The following is a 15,497-nucleotide window of genomic DNA, read 5'->3' on the forward strand; positions in this document are numbered from 1 at the left end:
GGCCAACGGGTGGACGTGCTCGGGCCCGGGGGTGCGCGGCGCGACCGGGGGCAGCGGGCCCGACCGGCGCACCGGGTCGGGCTCGCTCGGCGCGGAGGGGACCGGGGGACGGTCCCGCTGCGGCACCGGGGCCTCGTCCGGCTCGGAGAGCACCGGCACCGGTGTCGGCGACGGGGGCGCCAGCAGCACCGGTGGGGTGGTCGGCGTCGCCGGTGCCAGCAGCACCAGCGAGGAGTCCGGCCGGGCCCGCTGTGGGCTGCCGGGGTCCCGCGGGGCGAACTCCACCAGCAGGTCCCGCTCGTCGAGGACCTCCAGCTCGGCACGCAGCAGCGCGAGGTCGTCGAGGTCGAGAGGGGGCACGGGGTCCTCCGCGGGCGTGGGGGTCGGGTCGGTGGGGGACTGCAGGGCGGCCGCAGCGGCCACAGCGGCCACAGCGGCCGCAGCCGCGGCCAGGGCGGGCACGGCGAGGGCGGCGGGGACCCGCTCGCGCACCGGGCCGGCGGCGGCCGTGGCGCTCTCGCCGACCGCGGGGGTGGCGGGCTCGGCGGGGGACGCGTCGTCGTCGGCGTCCTGGGTGTGGCTGGTCAGCCCGTGCTGGGTCTTCTCCCAGTAGAAGGGGTTGGTGACCAGCTGCCAGGCCGCCTTGTAGGAGGCCACCGAGTGCAGCATCCAGTAGAACGGCGAGAGCAGCGCGTAGCCGACCAGGCCGTACGTGCGCCGCTTGAACCCGGCCAGCAGGCTCAGGTAGACGATCATCCCGTTGCCGATGAGCAGGTTGGCCAGGCTGACGTACATCAGCCACGGCGGCAGCACCGGGGCGAACCACTGCGGCATCGCCAGGTACAGCACGAACAGCACCCACAGCAGCGGGGTGAGCAGGAAGGTGGCCGGGGTGCCGCCGATGGTCAGCAGGAACCCGATCGCCTGACGCAGACCGATCTGGCGGACCAGCCGCAGCGGGTGCCGGGTGTGCACCAGGAACGTCTGCATGTAGCCCTTGATCCAGCGGCTGCGCTGCCGGATCCAGTTGCCGACGGCCATGTTGGCCTCTTCGTAGGTGGTCGAGTTGACCACCGTGACGCGACCGCCACGGGCCGAGGAGCGGACACCCAGGTCGGCGTCCTCGGTGACGTTGAAGGGGTCCCAGCCGCCGAGCTCGCGCAGCATGTCGGCCCGGAAGTGGTTGCTGGTGCCGCCCAGGGGGATGGGCAGCCGCATCGCGTCCAGGCCGGGCAGCGTGTAGTCGAACCACGAGGAGTACTCGAGGGTGAACATGCGGGTGAGCAGGTTCTCCTCGGCGTTGAAGTAGTTCAGCGCCGCCTGCACGCAGACCAGGTCGTCCCCGCCCTTGGCGAAGGCCACCACGGACTTCTTGAGCTGGTCGGGGTCGGGGCGGTCCTCGGCGTCGTAGATGACCACGAGGTCACCGCGGGCGAAGGCCAGGCCCACGTTGCAGGCCCGCGGCTTGGTCTTGGGCAGCGAGTGCGGCACCACGAGGATGCGGACGATGTCCGGCGGGGCGGCGGCGAGGGCGGCCTGCAGGGTCTCCGGGTCGTCCTCCTCCAGCAGGAGCAGGATCTCCAGCTTCTCCCGGGGGTAGTCCAGCGAGGACAGGTTCTTCATCAGCAGGCCGACGATCCCGGCCTCCCGGTAGACCGGCACCAGGATCGTGTACCTCGGCAGCTCGGCGTCGACCAGCGCCGCGACCTCCTCCTCGGTGACCTGCTCGACGGTCTCCGAGGCCGTCCCCACGGTGCTGATCAGCGCCTTCGCCCCGACCGAGAGCCCGATGGTCACGTTCACCACCGCCAGCAGGACGACGATCGTGGTGGGGGCGTCGAGCAGCAGCCCGACGACGACGGCGAGGAGCGCGACCCCGGCCGCGGCCACCTGCTGCCAGGTGAAGACGGTGGAGGCCGACTCGTCGGGACGACGCTCGGCCAGCGAGGACACCGCCTCGTGGACGACCTCCTCGCGCCAGACGGTCCGCAGCGCGCGCTGGACGTCCCAGTCGGTGGTGACGACCTGGTGCACCCGGTCGATCCCGGTGCGCTCGACGACCTCCTGGGCGATGTGCGCCGAGGGGCGGCCGGCGGTGGCGACGACGACCTGCAGCTCGCCGTCCTCGTCGCGTTCGGTGCGCAGCGGCACCCACGTCTCGCGGGCCAGCATCGGGTACGGGAAGAGCTGGGCCAGGTCGGGGTCGACCTCGACCGGGTCGACGAACGCCATCTCGGCGCCCCACACCTCGGCCAGGGCCACGTAGAGCTGCCGGCGGGTGATCCACTGCTTGGCCAGCAGGACGCTGCCCAGGGGCTCGCCGACCCGGGCGGCCTGCCGCAGGCCCTCGGCGAGCTGCTCCTCGGTGACGACGTGGGTGTCGACCAGCACGTCGCCCAGTCGACGTTCCCGGCCGACCGGGGTGGCCGGCAGGGGGCCGCGCACCAGGGTGGCGTCGTCCTCTCCCGGGTCGGGGCGCACGGAGGTGGTCACCCGTACGGGGTCGGCATCCCGGGACGGTGACCGGAGGTGAGCACGGGCCGGCTCACCCGCCCGGGGGAGTCAGGGGCGGGCGGTGAAGACCACGTTGGACGACGTCCCGCCGGTCAGCGGGTTCGCGAAGACCACCTCGTGGACGGCGGAGTGGGTGGCGACGCCGGCCAGGGTGGCGGCGAACGCGTCGTCGCCGACGTCGGACCACAGCGCGAACACCCCGCCGGGACGGAGGAGGGCGAGGAGCCGGCGCAACCCGTCGGGGGAGTAGAAGCCGGCGTGGCTGGGGTGCAGGTGGTGCGTGGGGGTGTGGTCGACGTCGAGCAGGACGGCGTCGAAGCGCCGGCCCGGCTGCTCGGGGTCGAGGTCGCCGGCCGCCACCCGGGCGAAGAAGTCCCCCTGCACCAGCCGCACCCGGGGGTCGGCGGCCAGCCCGACGGTGTCGGGGAGCAGGTCGCGGCGGTGCCAGTCGACGACGTCCTCGAGCGCCTCGACCACGGTCAACGAGGCCACCCGGGGGTCGGCCAGTGCAGCCCGGGCGGTGTAGCCCAGGCCCAGCCCGCCGACGACGACGTCCAGCGGCCCGGGGCCCGCCTGGGCCAGACCCAGCCGGGACAGCTGCACCTCGCCCTCGGTGAAGGCGCTGGACATGAGGAACTCCTCGCCCAGCTTCACCTCGTACACGTCCACCCCGAGCTGCGGGTCACGACGGCGGCGCAGGCTGATCTCGCCCATCGGGGTGTCGCGGAAGGCCAGCTCCTGCAGACGTGCGCTCACGGGTGCCTCTCCGTCGCCGGGTGCGGGAGGCGGGAGTCGAACCCGCACGCCCGAAGGCACCAGCTCCTAAGGCTGGCGTGGCTGCCGTTACACCACTCCCGCGTGCCGGGGATCCTACGAGGTGGGGGAGCTACCGTCGGGCGCATGGCTGACCTGGAGGCGCTGCGTCGCTTCGGTGTGGTGCTGGAGATGGCCGAGGCCGCCGGGGACGGCGACTGGGCGGGCTGGACGACGATCATCGCCGGGCTCGACGAGGACCTGCGGGCCGACGTGGTGCGGCAGTCCTCGCTGGTGGTGGCGATGTTGTGCGAGCGGGAGGCCGAGCGCCGCGGTGTCACCCGGGACCAGTTCCTCGCCCAGTTCCGCGCCGAGGTGATGGAGCAGCTGGGCTGAGGGGTGCGCGCGGCCTGCGCATGGCAGGCTGTGCCCGTGCCACGCAGCCCCGAGCAGATCCAGCAGGAGATCGACGCCGCCCGCGAGTCGCTGGCGGCCACTCTCGACCAGCTCGTCTACCGGGGCAGCCCGAAGCGGCTGACCGCCCAGGCCCAGGCCCGGGCACAGCACTTCCTCACCACCCCGGCCGGGCAGGCGGCGATGGCCGCCGTCGGGCTGCTGGTCAGCGTGGTCGTCGTGCAGAAGATCCGGCACCGCAACCGCTGACCAGGCGCACACTCGAGGCGTGATGCACCCGCGCCCCGACCCCGTACGCCCCGGCCAGGAGTCCGTCTGGGACTACCCCCGGCCCCCCTCCGCCGACGTCACGCCCCGCCGCGTCGAGGTCGTCCTCGGCGGCCGCACCATCGCCAGCACCACCGGCGCCGCCCGGGTCTGCGAGACCAGCCACCCGCCGGTGTTCTACGTCCCCCGCGCCGACATCGCCGAGGGCGTGCTGGAGAAGGCGTCCGGCGCCAGCTGGTGCGAGTGGAAGGGCGTGGCCACCTACTGGGACGCCGTGGTCGACGGCGTCCGCTTCCCCGCCGTGGGCTGGAGCTACGAGAACCCCACGGACGGGTACCGGCACCTGCGGGGAGCCGTGGCGTTCTACCCCTCGAAGCTGGACCGGGCGACCGTGGACGGGGAGACGGTGCGGGCCCAGGCCGGGGACTTCTACGGCGGCTGGATCACCGACGACGTGGTCGGTCCGTTCAAGGGCGAGGCCGGCACCCGCGGCTGGTGACGGGTCGACACCCCTACCCCCTAGGGGTATGTTCGGTGGTGTGACCGGATACGAGGGCAACAAGGACCAGGTGCTGGCCCGGCTCAAGCGGGTCGAGGGGCAGGTCCGGGGCATCGCCCGGATGGTCGAGGACGACACCTACTGCATCGACGTCCTGACCCAGGTGTCCGCGGCGACCAGTGCGCTGCAGGCCGTCGCCCTGGGCCTGCTCGACGACCACCTGGGCCACTGCGTGCGCGACGCCGTCGCCAGCAGCGCCCAGGACGACGGTGCCGCCGCCGACGCCAAGATCGCCGAGGCCTCGGCCGCGATCGCGCGCCTCGTCCGTCGCTGACCCCCCCCCCGAGAACCCAGGAGACCCCCGTGCAGACCCAGACCTTCACCGTCACCGGCATGACCTGCCAGCACTGCGTCGCCTCCGTCACCGAGGAGGTGTCCGAGCTCGACGGCGTCACCGGCGTGGACGTCGACCTGGACAGCGCGACCCTGCGGGTCACCGGGCAGGACGTCACCACCGAGCAGGTCCAGGCGGCCGTGGTGGAGGCCGGTTACACCGCGGACCCGGCATGACCGCCGCGGCCGGCACCCACGACGAGGTCCGCCTCGACATCACCGGGATGACCTGCGCCAGCTGCGCGAACCGCATCGAGCGCAAGCTCAACAAGGTCGAGGGCGTGCAGGCCACGGTCAACTACGCCACCGAGGCCGCCACGGTGCGCTTCGACCGGGACACCGTCGACACCGACCAGCTGCTCGCCACGGTCGCCGCCGCCGGCTACGCCGCGTCGCTGCCGGCCCCGCCCGCGGCCGACGACGAGCCCGGGCCCGACGACGACGCCCCGACGGCGGAGGACCGTGCGCTGCGCCAGCGGCTCGTGGTGTCCGCCGCCCTGGCCCTGCCGGTGCTCCTGCTGTCGATGGTCCCGCCGCTGCAGTTCGAGAACTGGCAGTGGCTGGCCCTCACCCTGGCCAGCCCGGTCGCGGTCTGGGGGGCCTGGCCCTTCCACCGGGCCGCGGCGGTCAACGCCCGGCACGGCGCCTCCACGATGGACACCCTGGTGTCGATCGGCATCGTCGCGGCCTTCGTGTGGTCGCTCTATGCACTGTTCCTCGGCGACGCCGGGGCACCCGGCATGCGGATGGAGTTCCACCTGCTCGCCGAGCAGGGCGCCGGGACCAGCGAGCTGTACCTGGAGGTCGCCGCCGCCGTCACCGTGTTCCTGCTGGCCGGCCGGTACGCGGAGTCCCGGGCCAGGCGCCGGTCGGGCTCCGCGCTGCGGGCGCTGCTGACCCTGGGCGCCAAGGACGCCGCCGTGCTCCGCGACGGCGTCGAGGTCCGGGTGCCGGCGGACCGGCTCGCCGTCGGGGACCGGTTCGTCGTCCGGCCGGGGGAGAAGGTCGCCACCGACGGCGTCGTCGTCTCCGGGTCCTCGGCCGTGGACGCCTCGATGCTCACCGGGGAGTCCGTGCCCGTCGAGGTCGGCGTCGGCGACCGGGTCACCGGGGCGACGGTGAACGTCGGCGGCCGGCTGGTCGTCGAGGCCGACCGGGTCGGTGCCGAGACCACCCTGGCCGCGCTCGGCCGGCTGGTGACCGCCGCGCAGAGCGGCAAGGCCCCCGTCCAGCGGCTGGCCGACCGGGTGTCGGCGGTGTTCGTCCCCGTCGTGCTGGTGATCGCGCTGGCCACGCTGGTGGTCTGGCTGCTGGTCACCGGTGACGTCGCCGCGGCGTTCACCTCCGCCGTCGCCGTGCTGGTCATCGCCTGCCCGTGCGCGCTGGGCCTGGCCACCCCCACCGCCCTGCTGGTGGGCACCGGCCGGGGCGCCCAGCTCGGCATCGTGATCAAGGGCCCCGAGGTGCTGGAGTCCACGCGCCGGGTCGACACCGTCGTGCTGGACAAGACCGGCACCGTCACCACCGGGGAGATGGCCCTGGTCGAGGTGGTCGGGCACCCCGACACGCTCCGGTTCGCCGCGGCTGTCGAGGCGGCCTCCGAGCACCCGATCGCCCGGGCCGTGGTGCGCGCCGTCGCCCAGCCGCTGTCCGAGGTGCACGACTTCGCGAACCGGCAGGGCCGGGGGGTCTCCGGCACCGTCGAGGGCCGCCTGGTCGTCGTCGGGCGGGTCGGGGAGATGCCCGCCCCGCCGTCGGCCGAGCTGGCCGACGCGGTGGTGCGCGCCGAGGACGCCGGCCGGACCGCGGTGCTGGTCTCCGTGGACGGCGAGGTGGTCGGGCTCTGCGTCGTCGCCGACACCGTCAAGCCCAGCAGTGCTGCGGCGATCGCCGCGCTGCGGGACCTGGGGTTGGCCCCGGTCCTGGTCACCGGCGACAACGCCGGGGCCGCCGCGGTGGTCGCCCGGACGGTGGGGCTGGACCCCGACGCCGGCGAGGTGGTCGCCGGGGTGCTGCCCGAGGGCAAGGTCGACGTCGTCCGCGGCCTGCAGGTCCGGGGGCGGGTCGTCGCCGTGGTGGGGGACGGGGTGAACGACGCCCCGGCCCTGGCCCAGGCCGACCTGGGTCTGGCCATGGGGACCGGCACCGACGCCGCGATCGAGGCCGCCGACCTGACCCTGGTGCGCGCCGACCTGTCCGCGGCCGTCGACGCCGTCCGGCTGTCGCGGCGGACGCTGGCCACCATCAAGGCCAACCTGTTCTGGGCCTTCGCCTACAACGTGGCGTTGGTCCCGCTGGCCGCGCTGGGGTTCCTCAACCCGGTGCTGGCCGGGCTGGCGATGGCGGCGTCCTCGGTGCTCGTGGTGGGCAACAGCCTGCAGTTGCGGCGGTTCACCGCCGGCGGCTGACCCCGGACGTGGCAGCGACCCGCCCCCCGGGGGAGAGGACGGGCCGCGCCGGATCGTGCGGGCCTCGCGGCCCGGGTCGGGTCAGTTGCTGCAGCGCTCCCGGACCAGCGGGAGGACGACGGTGTCGACGATCGAGTCGGCGTAGGCCTCGTCGAGCGGCTCACCGGTGAGCAGCCACCGCTGCACGACCAGGGCGGAGGCGGCGTCGGCGACCGTCGAGCCGACCAGGCCCTCGCGGACCTCGCCGCGGGCCTCGGCCCGACCCCAGACCTCGCGGAAGGCCTCGGTCCACTGGCCCAGCGGGCCGTTGCGGAAGGCGTCGGCCAGCGCCGGCTGGTGGGGGAGCGTGGACAGCAGCGACATCGTGGCCGCACCGAGGGGGCCGTTGACCACGTGCACCAGGGAGCGCAGCAGCCCGCGGAGGTCGCCCTCGAGGGAACCGGTGTCCGGGGTGGAGGTCTCGGCCCGGTTCATCTCGGCGATCGTGTCCACGACGAGGTCGGACTTGGTGCGCCAGCGGCGGTAGATGGTCGCCTTGCCGACACCGGCCTCGGCAGCCACGGCGTCCATGGTGAGGGCGTTGTAGCCGACGTCGGCGAGGAGTCGCAGGATGGCCGCTCGGATGACGCCGTCACGGGAGGGGTCGCGCGGGCGGCCGCCGCGGCTGGAGCGCGGGGCCTCCGTGGAGATGAGAGCTGCCATGGCCAATACTTTAGACCGAAAGATCCTCGACGACCGTCCGAGCTGGCCTGCTGCGTTCCGACACGCCGGTGTTCGTGGGGCAGTTCACACGAGGGGGGCCGTTGCCGCCAACGCTCGTGTTGACCGTCCCCCGAGTGTGGCACCCGCGCGCCTGGCGAACGCGCCCGGGCGTGTCGAGCATCCTCCAGGGGTGACCGGACCCGCGGAGGACCTGCGCCCGGGCTGGCTCACGCCGCGCCGGGTGCGCCGGCTGCTGCTGGCCACGCCCGTCGAGCACGTGCTGCCGATGGTCGCCCGGTCCGCGACGGCGCTCGGCCTGAACGCGGAGTCCACACCGGGCCTGCTCGACGTGGTGGAGGACTCGCGTCCCCTGGACGGGCGGCGGTTCGACCAGCTCTTCGCCCGGCTGGCCCGTGAGCTGACCGCGGCGGAGACCGACGCGGTGCGGGTGGCGACCGACCCCGACTCCGACGACGGGGCCGTGCTCGCCGCCCAGCTGCTGGCCGCGCCCTCGCTGTCGGTCGAGCTGGCCCGGCGCGGGGTGACCGTGGAGGTCGGCCTGCTCACCGAGGCCGCGCTCTGGCCGGTCTACCAGCCGGTCGTCGACCTGACCGACGGCCGGGTGGTGGGTCACGAGGCGCTGCTGCGCGGTCGGGTGGACGGCCGCGAGGTCGGCGGCGGTGACCTGTTCTTCCTCGCCGCGGCCGCCGGGTGGACCGACCGGCTGGACCGCCTGGCCCGGGAGGCCGCGGTCCGCGGGGCGGCCGGCTGGCTCGGAGACGCCGACCTGTACGTCAACAGCTCGCCCGAGGCGGTCTACCGGCCGCAGGTCTGCCTGGAGGGCACCGAGGCGGCGGTGCACGAGGCGGGCCTGCGCCCCGAGCAGGTCGTGGTCGAGGTGGTCGAGGCGCACGCCGCCCGCGACCGGGGGCACCTGCTGGCCGTGCTGGAGCACCAGCGCTCGCTGGGCTGGCGGGTGGCGCTGGACGACGTCGGGGTCGGCTGGTCCAGCCTCGCGCTGGTCTCCGCGCTGCGCCCGGACGTGGTGAAGCTGGACAAGGCGCTGGTCGGTCGGCTCGACGACGCTGCTGCCCAGGCCGTCGTCGGCGCTCTGGTGGAGCTGGCGCACTCCCTCGACGCCGTCGTGGTCGCCGAGGGCGTAGAGAGCGAGCAGCGGGCCGAGCAGGTGCGCACGCTGGGCGTGGACCTCGGGCAGGGGTGGCTGTTCGGCCGCCCGGTGCGGCCGGCGGTCGCGCTGCCCGAGGAGCTGGCGGTCCCCTAGCCCTCGGGGGTGCTCACGTTCCAGCCGGTGAGGGCCGGGCGGTCGTGTTCGTGGCCCAGCACGCCGTAGGAGCCCGCGTGCAGCGCGAACAGCGACCCGGCCTCCGGTGCCAGGCCCAGCCACCGGGCGGTCAGGACCCGCAGCACGTGCCCGTGCGCGACCAGGGCCACGTCACCGTCGGTCAGCAGCGGGCGCACCCGGGACAGCACCCGGTCCACCCGGGCGCCGACCTCGGCGAGGGTCTCCCCGGGGGTGTCGCCGGGCTCGGTGCCGTCGGTCCACAGCGACCAGGTGCGGCCGAGCTCGGCGGAGATGTCGGGGGTGGTGCGGCCCTCCCACCGGCCGTAGTCGACCTCGACCAGGTCGGGGTCGACGGCGTCGGTGGACAGCCCGGCGAGCTCGGCGGTGCGCCGGGCCCGCTCGCGGGGGCTCACGAGCACGGCGGTGAACCGGCGGGCGGCCATCGGCCCACGCAGCCGACGGGCCTGCTCCTCGCCCTCGGGCAGCAGCGGCAGGTCGGTGACGCTGGTGTGCTGCCCGCTGCGGCTCCACTCGGTCTGTCCGTGCCGCAGCACCACCAGCTCGTGCAACGTCTCAGCCACGTCCGGCCCCCTCCGTGCGTCCACCGGCGGACAGCCCGCCGGCCACCGCCATCACGGCGACGGCGCCCAGGATGACCAGCATCGGGACGGTCCAGCCACCCGAGAGGTCGTGCACCGCGCCGATGACCAGGGGCCCGGTCGCCGCGATGACGTACCCGCCGCCCTGCACGGTCGCCGAGGTGCGCCGGTTCTCCACCAGGTCCCGCGAGCGGGCGACGATCGCGATGAAGACCACGGTGATCCCCCCGCCCTGGGCGACCCCGGCCAGCGAGGACCACACCGCCCACAGCCCCGGCGCCACGATCAGCCCGACCGGCAGCGTGGCCCAGGCGGCCGTGACGGCCAGCAGCACCGCCGCGGGCCGCTTCCACCACGCCACCAGCGCCGGGACGGCGAAGGCGCCCACCACGGCGAACACCTGGAACAGCGACGAGCTGGCCCCGGCCGCGGCGCGGGTGAGGCCCTGCTCGTCGGCCAGCAGGCTGGGCAGCCACGCCGTCACCCCGTAGTAGCTGAAGGCCTGCATGCCGAACGCCAGGGTGAGCCCCCACACCGCGGGCTGCCGCGTGACCGGGCGGTGCGGGACGGTCGGGGTCGGCGGTCCGGGGACGTCCCCGGCCGCGGCCTGGGCGGCGCTCACCGCGGCGGTCCGCACCCGCTGCCGGCGCAGCGCCGCCGTCCACACCCCGGCCGCGGCGAGCACCAGCAGCCCCCAGGAGGCCAGCGCCCAGCGCCAGCCCACCAGGTCGGCCAACGGGGCCGTGGCGGTGGTGGTCAGCGCCGACCCCACGTTCAGTGCCGCGGTGTAGGCCGCGGTGACCACGTTCCGTGCGGTGGGGAAGTCCTGGCCGATGACCACCGGCAGCACCACGTTGCCCACCGTGATGGCCAGGCCGATCACCACCGTGCCGGCGATCGCGGTGCGGGCGTCGCCGACCGAGCGCAGCACCGTGCCGGCCAGGATCCCGGCCAGCGCGACCAGCACCGCCCGGTGCGGCCCGGTGCGGGCGATGACCGCGGAGGCCAGCGGGGCGGCCAGACCGAAGCAGAGCACCGGGATGGCGGTGAGCAGGCCGATCGTCCCGGCGTCGACGTCGAGGTCCACCTGCAGGTCCCCGACCACCGGGGCGGTGGCCACCAGGGGGCCCCGCAGGTTGAGCGAGACCAGCAGCACGCCGGCGAGCAGCAGTCCGGGGACCGCGACGGCCGACAGCCGCCGTGGGGTGCGGTCCGGGGCGGTGGGGGCCGGGGTGGTCACCCCGACACCTTCCTCCCCGCCTGCCGGGCACCCTCGTCGGAGGGGTCCCGGGACCCCGGTCACCGACTACCCTGGGGGGCTCGACGACCTCCTGGGAGGGCACCGTTGTCCGACCTCCCCGGCTCCCACACGCCCCTCGGGCTGGCCGCCAGGCTCGTCCCCGCCGAGCCCGGGGCGGCCACCGGTGCCGTGTACGCCGACGTGGTCACCGCCCTGGGCGAGCTCGACGTCGCCCAGGAGGAGCTGCGGGTCGCCGACGAGGCCCTCCGCGACCAGCAGTCGACCCTCACCGCCCTGGTCGCCGCCCACCAGGCCGAGGAGCGGTGGCGCGACCGGGTCACCGCGCTGCTCCCCGCGGGCACCTTCGACACCGACGCCCAGGGCGTGGTGCTGCGCGCCGACGCCCGGGTGGCCTCGCTGGCCGGACGGGACGCCGGGCGGTTGGTGGGCAAGCCCTTCGTCGTCCTGCTGCCCCCTCGCTCCCGCACGCCCTGGCGCTCGGCACTGACCCGACTGGCCCGGGGCGCCGAGGAGGTCCGGGTGACGGTGCACCTCGACCCCGGCGACCGGCCCGGCACCACGGTGGAGGCCGTCGGGCTGGCCGAGTCGCTGCCGGACTCCCCGCGCGTGCGCTGGGTGCTGCTCCCCGCGCCCACCGCGGCCGTCGCCCCCGTCTCCGAGCGGAGCGCCGGCACCTCGCGGCCCGCCGGTGCCGACGTCACCGTGGCCGAGGCCGTGGCGCGGCTGTGCCTGCTGCCGCTGGGGGTGCTCGACAGCCAGCGCCTGCTCACCGAGGTGGCGCGGATCGTGCGCGACGCGGTCCCGGGTGCGACGGCGGCCAGCGTCACGCTCGGCACGCCCGCGGCCCCGACGCGGCTGGCCGCGGACTCCTCGACGGCCCAGCAGGTCGACGGGCTGCAGCTGCGCGAGGGCCAGGGCCCCTGCGTCAGCGCGCAGGCCACGTCGGTCCCCGTGGTCTCCGCCGACCTGGCCGTGGACGTCCGGTGGCCGGCGCTGGCCGCCGCGATGCGCGGGCACGAGGTGCGCTCGGCCCTCGCCCTGCCGCTGGTGGGCCGGGGCGAGTGGGTGGGCGTGCTGAACGTGTACGGCACCGACCAGGGTGCCTTCGACGAGCACGCCGTCCTGGTCGGCGGGCTCGTGGCGGCCGCGGTGACCGCGGTGCTGCAGGACGTCGAGGAGAAGCTCGCGCTGCAGACCACGACCGGCAACCTCGAGGAGGCACTGCGCTCGCGCGCGGTGATCGAGCAGGCCAAGGGCATCGTCATGGCCCACCACGGCGGCAGCCCGGACGAGGCGTTCGCCCGACTGGTGAAGCTGTCCAACCAGCACAACGTCAAGGTGCGCGACCTCGCCGGTCTGCTGGTCGAGGGCGGGGCGGCGTCCGGTCTGCGTCCCTGGATGTCCGAACCGGGCTGACCCGGACCTCAGTCGAGCAGCTCGGTGACCAGCACGGTGCCCTGGAGGTCACCGAGCAGCGCCGCCACCGGGCTCTGCGTCGCCCGTACCCGCACGGTCCGCCCGCGTCGGTTGACCGCGCTCACCTCGACGGTGCGGTGACCGCCCTCGGCGTCCGAACCGGCCAGCCGCTCGGCGAGCTCGGTGACCGGGAGCCCGATGTCCAGGTCGACCAGCCGCTGCCCGAGCACCTCGTCCTCCCGCAGGCCCCACAGCTCCTCCGACGCGGGGTTCCAGGCGATCAACCGGTCCTCGTCGTCGGCGACGACGACACCGGCCCGCATGCCGGCGAGCACGGCCGAGACCATGTCCCGGCGGCCGGTCGCCAGTTCCGAGGCCTCCCGCAGCTCGTCGTTGCCGGAGTGGAGCTGGTCGTTCATCGACTGCAGCTCCTCGTTCATCGTCTCCAGCTCCTCGTTGGTGGACTGGAGCTCCTCGTTCGTCGTCTCCAGCTCCTCCACCGTCGACTGGAGCTCCTCGTTGGTGGTCTCCAGCTCCTCGTTGGTGCTCTGCAGCTCCTCGTAGGCCACCGCGAGCTTCCGGTTCGCCGCCTCCAGCTCGTCCTGCAGGCGGTGGTAGCGGGTCACGTCGTCGAAGACCACGGTCGCGCCGAGCAGCGTGCCGTCGGACTCCACCAGCGGCACGACCTGGACGTCGAGGACCACCAGGTCGGTGCCCACGCGGGTGAGCTCCACCCCGCGCACCCACTGGCTGCGCTGCTCGGCCAGCGCCCGGTCCAGGTGCGAGCGCAGCTCCAGCGGGCGGTAGGAGAGCTCCAGGTCCTGGAAGGGCCGGCCGAGGTCGCGCGGACCGGTGCCGAAGAGCCGGTCTGCCTGGTCGTTGGCCAGCGCCAGCCGGCCCTCCCCGTCGATGACCACCTGGGCGGTCGGCGCGGTGCGCAGCGCCTCGTGCGCCAGCACCTCCGGCCCGTCGTCGGCCGCGGCGGCCCGGGGCGCGCTGCTGAAGCCCTCCAGGACGGGCTCGGCCCGGCGCCGGAAGAGCCGGCGGGGCAGGTCGACGGGGGTGAACAGGGGGGAGTGCGCCAGGAGCATCTCGGCCTTGCCGAGCATGAGGACCCCGTGTGGCTCCAGCGCGAAGTGCAGTCGCCCGACGACCCGGGCCTGGGTCTCGGCGTTGAGGTACATCAGGGTGTTGCGGCACATCAGGACGTCGATGTGGCTGATCGGGGCGTCCTGCACCAGGTCGTTGCGGCCGAAGACCACGGCCCGGCGCAGCGGGGCGATCACCGTCCAGCGGTCGCCGTCCCGGACGAACCACTTCTCGACCTGCTCGGGCCGCAGCCCGGCGAGCTCGGCCTCGGTGTAGCGGGCCGCCCTGGCCGCAGCCAGGGCCTCCTCGTCCACGTCGGTGGCGTAGATCTTGACCCGGCGGCGGAACTCCTCCACCCCGAGCGCCTCGGCCATGACGATGGCCAGGCTGTAGGCCTCCTGGCCGGAGGCGCAGCCGGCGCTCCACGCGCGCACCGGCCGATTGCGGGCCAGCAACGGCGGCAGCAGCACCTGGGTGAGGTGGTCCCAGGACTCCTGGTCGCGGAAGAAGCTGGTGACGTTGATGAGCACGGTGTTGAAGAGCGCGGTGAACTCGGCGGGGTGCAGCTCGAGGTGGTCGCGGTAGGCGGCTACGTCGGTGATGCCGACGTCGGACATCCGGCGGGCCACCCGGCGCACCAGGCTGGGCCGCTTGTACCCGGTGAAGTCGAAGCCCCGGCTCTCCTTCAACCAGACGAGGAGGTGCTCGAACCCTGGGTCGTCGTCGGGCACCGCGCTCGCCGTCGGGTCAGTCACCGGTCGATGGTCCCTCATCACCGCCCGCTCGGGGTACCGACAGCGCAGCACCCTCCAGGAGGTCGCGCAGCACCAGGGCCGCCTGGCGGGCGTCGCCGGCGTGCTCGGTGAAGCGGTCCGCGGTCAGCAGGTGGCCCCGGGACACCGCCGACTCGCTCATCCGGTCGGCCAGGTCGGCCTTCTCCTCCAGGCTGCGCAGTGCCGCCCACAGGGCCGACTCCACCGCGGAGGTCTGAGCACCCACCAGGGTGTCGGCCGACCACGCGTGCCCGACCCGGCACCGGAAGCGGTGCATCGGCCCCACGGCCGAGCCGTACAGCGGGCCACCGCAGTCCGGGCAGCTGATGCCGGTGGGTGCCCCGGGCCGGTCGGCGGAGGCGAGTGCCGCGCCCTCCATTTCGGCGAGCGCGTCCTCCAGCGGCCGGGGTCCGCCGTCGCCGGCACCGGGGACCGCGGGGACGTCGAGCCCGACGAGCGACCCGAGCAGGTCCCCGAGCTCACCGACCGGCGCGACGTGGTCGGCACCGGCGATGTGCAGCGCCGCCTCGGGCATCCCGCTGTAGGCGGCGTCGGCCGGGTCCTGGACCACGGCCAGCCCGCCCCGGCCGCGCACCCGGCGCAGTCCGGCGGCACCGTCGTCCAGGCTGCCGGAGAGCACGACCCCGACCACCCGGGCGCCGGCGACGTGGGCCGCGCTGCGGAACAGCGGATCGGCAGCGGGCCGGTGGCCGTTCTCCCGCGGCCCCCGGGACAGGTGCGTCCGGAGCACCCCCTCGTCGTCGACCACCAGCAGGTGCCGGTCCGGGGGTGCCACCCGGACGGTGCCGGGTGCCAGCACCTCCCCGTCGACGGCCGGGGCGACGTCCAGGGCCGTCTCCCGGGCCAGCACGGCGGCCAAGGCGCTGGCGCCCTGCGCCGGCACGTGCAGCACGACGAGCACGGCGGCGGGCAGTCCGGCGGGTAGGGAGCCCACCAGCGTGCGCAACGCCTCGACGCCACCGGCCGAGGCGCCGACGACGATCAGGTCCCTCTGCGGCACGGTGCCTCCCGGTTTACGGAACAGCCTCCCCCAGCCGGGACGACCCCGCCCGCCCGACGGGCGCGCCGGGGCGTCCGCCGGTGGC

Annotated in this window: 14 protein-coding genes, 1 tRNA gene and 1 pseudogene; 8 read left to right on the forward strand and 8 right to left on the reverse strand. The window is 74.9% G+C overall.

Translation table 11 applies throughout. The annotated features are described in order from the left end of the window. Positions 1–582 precede the first annotated feature (582 nt). The 3 genes and pseudogenes from F1C76_16420 to F1C76_16430 form a co-directional block, all read right to left on the reverse strand. Positions 583–2,433: pseudogene (locus F1C76_16420) on the reverse strand (glycosyltransferase). 129 nt (positions 2,434–2,562) lie between these two features. Then, on the reverse strand, positions 2,563–3,270 hold the full coding sequence (locus F1C76_16425; GenBank protein ID QNG37955.1) for a spermidine synthase: 708 nt from the start codon (positions 3,268–3,270) through the stop codon (positions 2,563–2,565). Between the two features lie 21 nt (positions 3,271–3,291). Then, positions 3,292–3,372 (reverse strand) — tRNA-Leu (locus F1C76_16430). A 42-nt stretch (positions 3,373–3,414) separates the two neighbouring features. Here F1C76_16430 and F1C76_16435 point away from each other — a divergent pair. From F1C76_16435 to F1C76_16460, 6 genes are read left to right on the forward strand one after another with little or no spacing between them, the layout of a single operon-like run. Continuing rightward, on the forward strand, positions 3,415–3,663 hold the full coding sequence (locus F1C76_16435) for a hypothetical protein (protein QNG37956.1): 249 nt from the start codon (positions 3,415–3,417) through the stop codon (positions 3,661–3,663). A gap of 36 nt (positions 3,664–3,699) precedes the next feature. Beyond that, entirely contained in the window at positions 3,700–3,930 is a 231-nt protein-coding gene (locus tag F1C76_16440; GenBank protein ID QNG37957.1) for a DUF3618 domain-containing protein, read from the forward strand. A gap of 22 nt (positions 3,931–3,952) precedes the next feature. Continuing rightward, positions 3,953–4,447 (forward strand): DUF427 domain-containing protein, encoded by a 495-nt coding sequence (locus tag F1C76_16445; GenBank protein QNG39312.1) that lies wholly within the window; start codon positions 3,953–3,955, stop codon positions 4,445–4,447. Positions 4,448–4,475: 28 nt separating this feature from the next. Continuing rightward, positions 4,476–4,781, forward strand: a complete 306-nt coding sequence (locus F1C76_16450; protein QNG37958.1) for a metal-sensitive transcriptional regulator — start codon at positions 4,476–4,478, stop codon at positions 4,779–4,781. A 29-nt stretch (positions 4,782–4,810) separates the two neighbouring features. Then, positions 4,811–5,017, forward strand: coding sequence for a heavy-metal-associated domain-containing protein (locus F1C76_16455; GenBank protein ID QNG37959.1), 207 nt, complete (start codon positions 4,811–4,813; stop codon positions 5,015–5,017). Next, on the forward strand, positions 5,014–7,248 hold the full coding sequence (locus F1C76_16460) for a copper-translocating P-type ATPase (protein QNG37960.1): 2,235 nt from the start codon (positions 5,014–5,016) through the stop codon (positions 7,246–7,248). The genes F1C76_16455 and F1C76_16460 overlap by 4 nt, the downstream gene beginning before the upstream one ends. A gap of 81 nt (positions 7,249–7,329) precedes the next feature. On the opposite strand, the gene F1C76_16465 is transcribed toward F1C76_16460, so the two are convergent. Continuing rightward, positions 7,330–7,950, reverse strand: a complete 621-nt coding sequence (locus F1C76_16465) for a TetR/AcrR family transcriptional regulator (protein ID QNG37961.1) — start codon at positions 7,948–7,950, stop codon at positions 7,330–7,332. Here F1C76_16465 and F1C76_16470 point away from each other — a divergent pair. Next, positions 7,949–9,232: an EAL domain-containing protein gene (locus F1C76_16470; GenBank protein QNG39313.1), complete on the forward strand. Its 1,284-nt coding sequence runs from the start codon at positions 7,949–7,951 to the stop codon at positions 9,230–9,232. The two genes, F1C76_16465 and F1C76_16470, sit on opposite strands and share 2 nt — an antisense overlap. Here F1C76_16470 and F1C76_16475 read toward each other — a convergent pair. Both F1C76_16475 and F1C76_16480 read right to left on the reverse strand, forming a co-directional pair. Beyond that, a complete protein-coding gene (locus tag F1C76_16475) occupies positions 9,229–9,822 on the reverse strand; it encodes a histidine phosphatase family protein (protein QNG39314.1) in 594 nt (197 codons plus the stop codon). The two genes, F1C76_16470 and F1C76_16475, sit on opposite strands and share 4 nt — an antisense overlap. A 4-nt stretch (positions 9,823–9,826) precedes the next feature. Beyond that, the gene (locus F1C76_16480) at positions 9,827–11,047 is read right to left on the reverse strand and encodes an MFS transporter (protein ID QNG39315.1); all 1,221 of its coding nucleotides are present in this window, start codon (positions 11,045–11,047) and stop codon (positions 9,827–9,829) included. On the opposite strand from F1C76_16480, the gene F1C76_16485 reads away from it, so the two are divergent. Further along, on the forward strand, positions 10,826–12,529 hold the full coding sequence (locus F1C76_16485; protein ID QNG37962.1) for an ANTAR domain-containing protein: 1,704 nt from the start codon (positions 10,826–10,828) through the stop codon (positions 12,527–12,529). The genes F1C76_16480 and F1C76_16485 overlap by 222 nt on opposite strands. An 8-nt stretch (positions 12,530–12,537) precedes the next feature. On the opposite strand, the gene F1C76_16490 is transcribed toward F1C76_16485, so the two are convergent. Both F1C76_16490 and F1C76_16495 read right to left on the reverse strand, forming a co-directional pair. Continuing rightward, the gene (locus F1C76_16490) at positions 12,538–14,391 is read right to left on the reverse strand and encodes a PAS domain S-box protein (GenBank protein QNG37963.1); all 1,854 of its coding nucleotides are present in this window, start codon (positions 14,389–14,391) and stop codon (positions 12,538–12,540) included. After that, positions 14,366–15,412, reverse strand: a complete 1,047-nt coding sequence (locus tag F1C76_16495; GenBank protein QNG37964.1) for a chemotaxis protein CheB — start codon at positions 15,410–15,412, stop codon at positions 14,366–14,368. Before F1C76_16495 ends, F1C76_16490 begins: the two co-directional genes overlap by 26 nt. Between the last annotated feature and the right edge of the window lie 85 nt (positions 15,413–15,497).

The sequence above is a fragment of the Geodermatophilaceae bacterium NBWT11 genome (assembly GCA_014218215.1).
Classification (GTDB): domain Bacteria; phylum Actinomycetota; class Actinomycetes; order Mycobacteriales; family Geodermatophilaceae; genus Klenkia.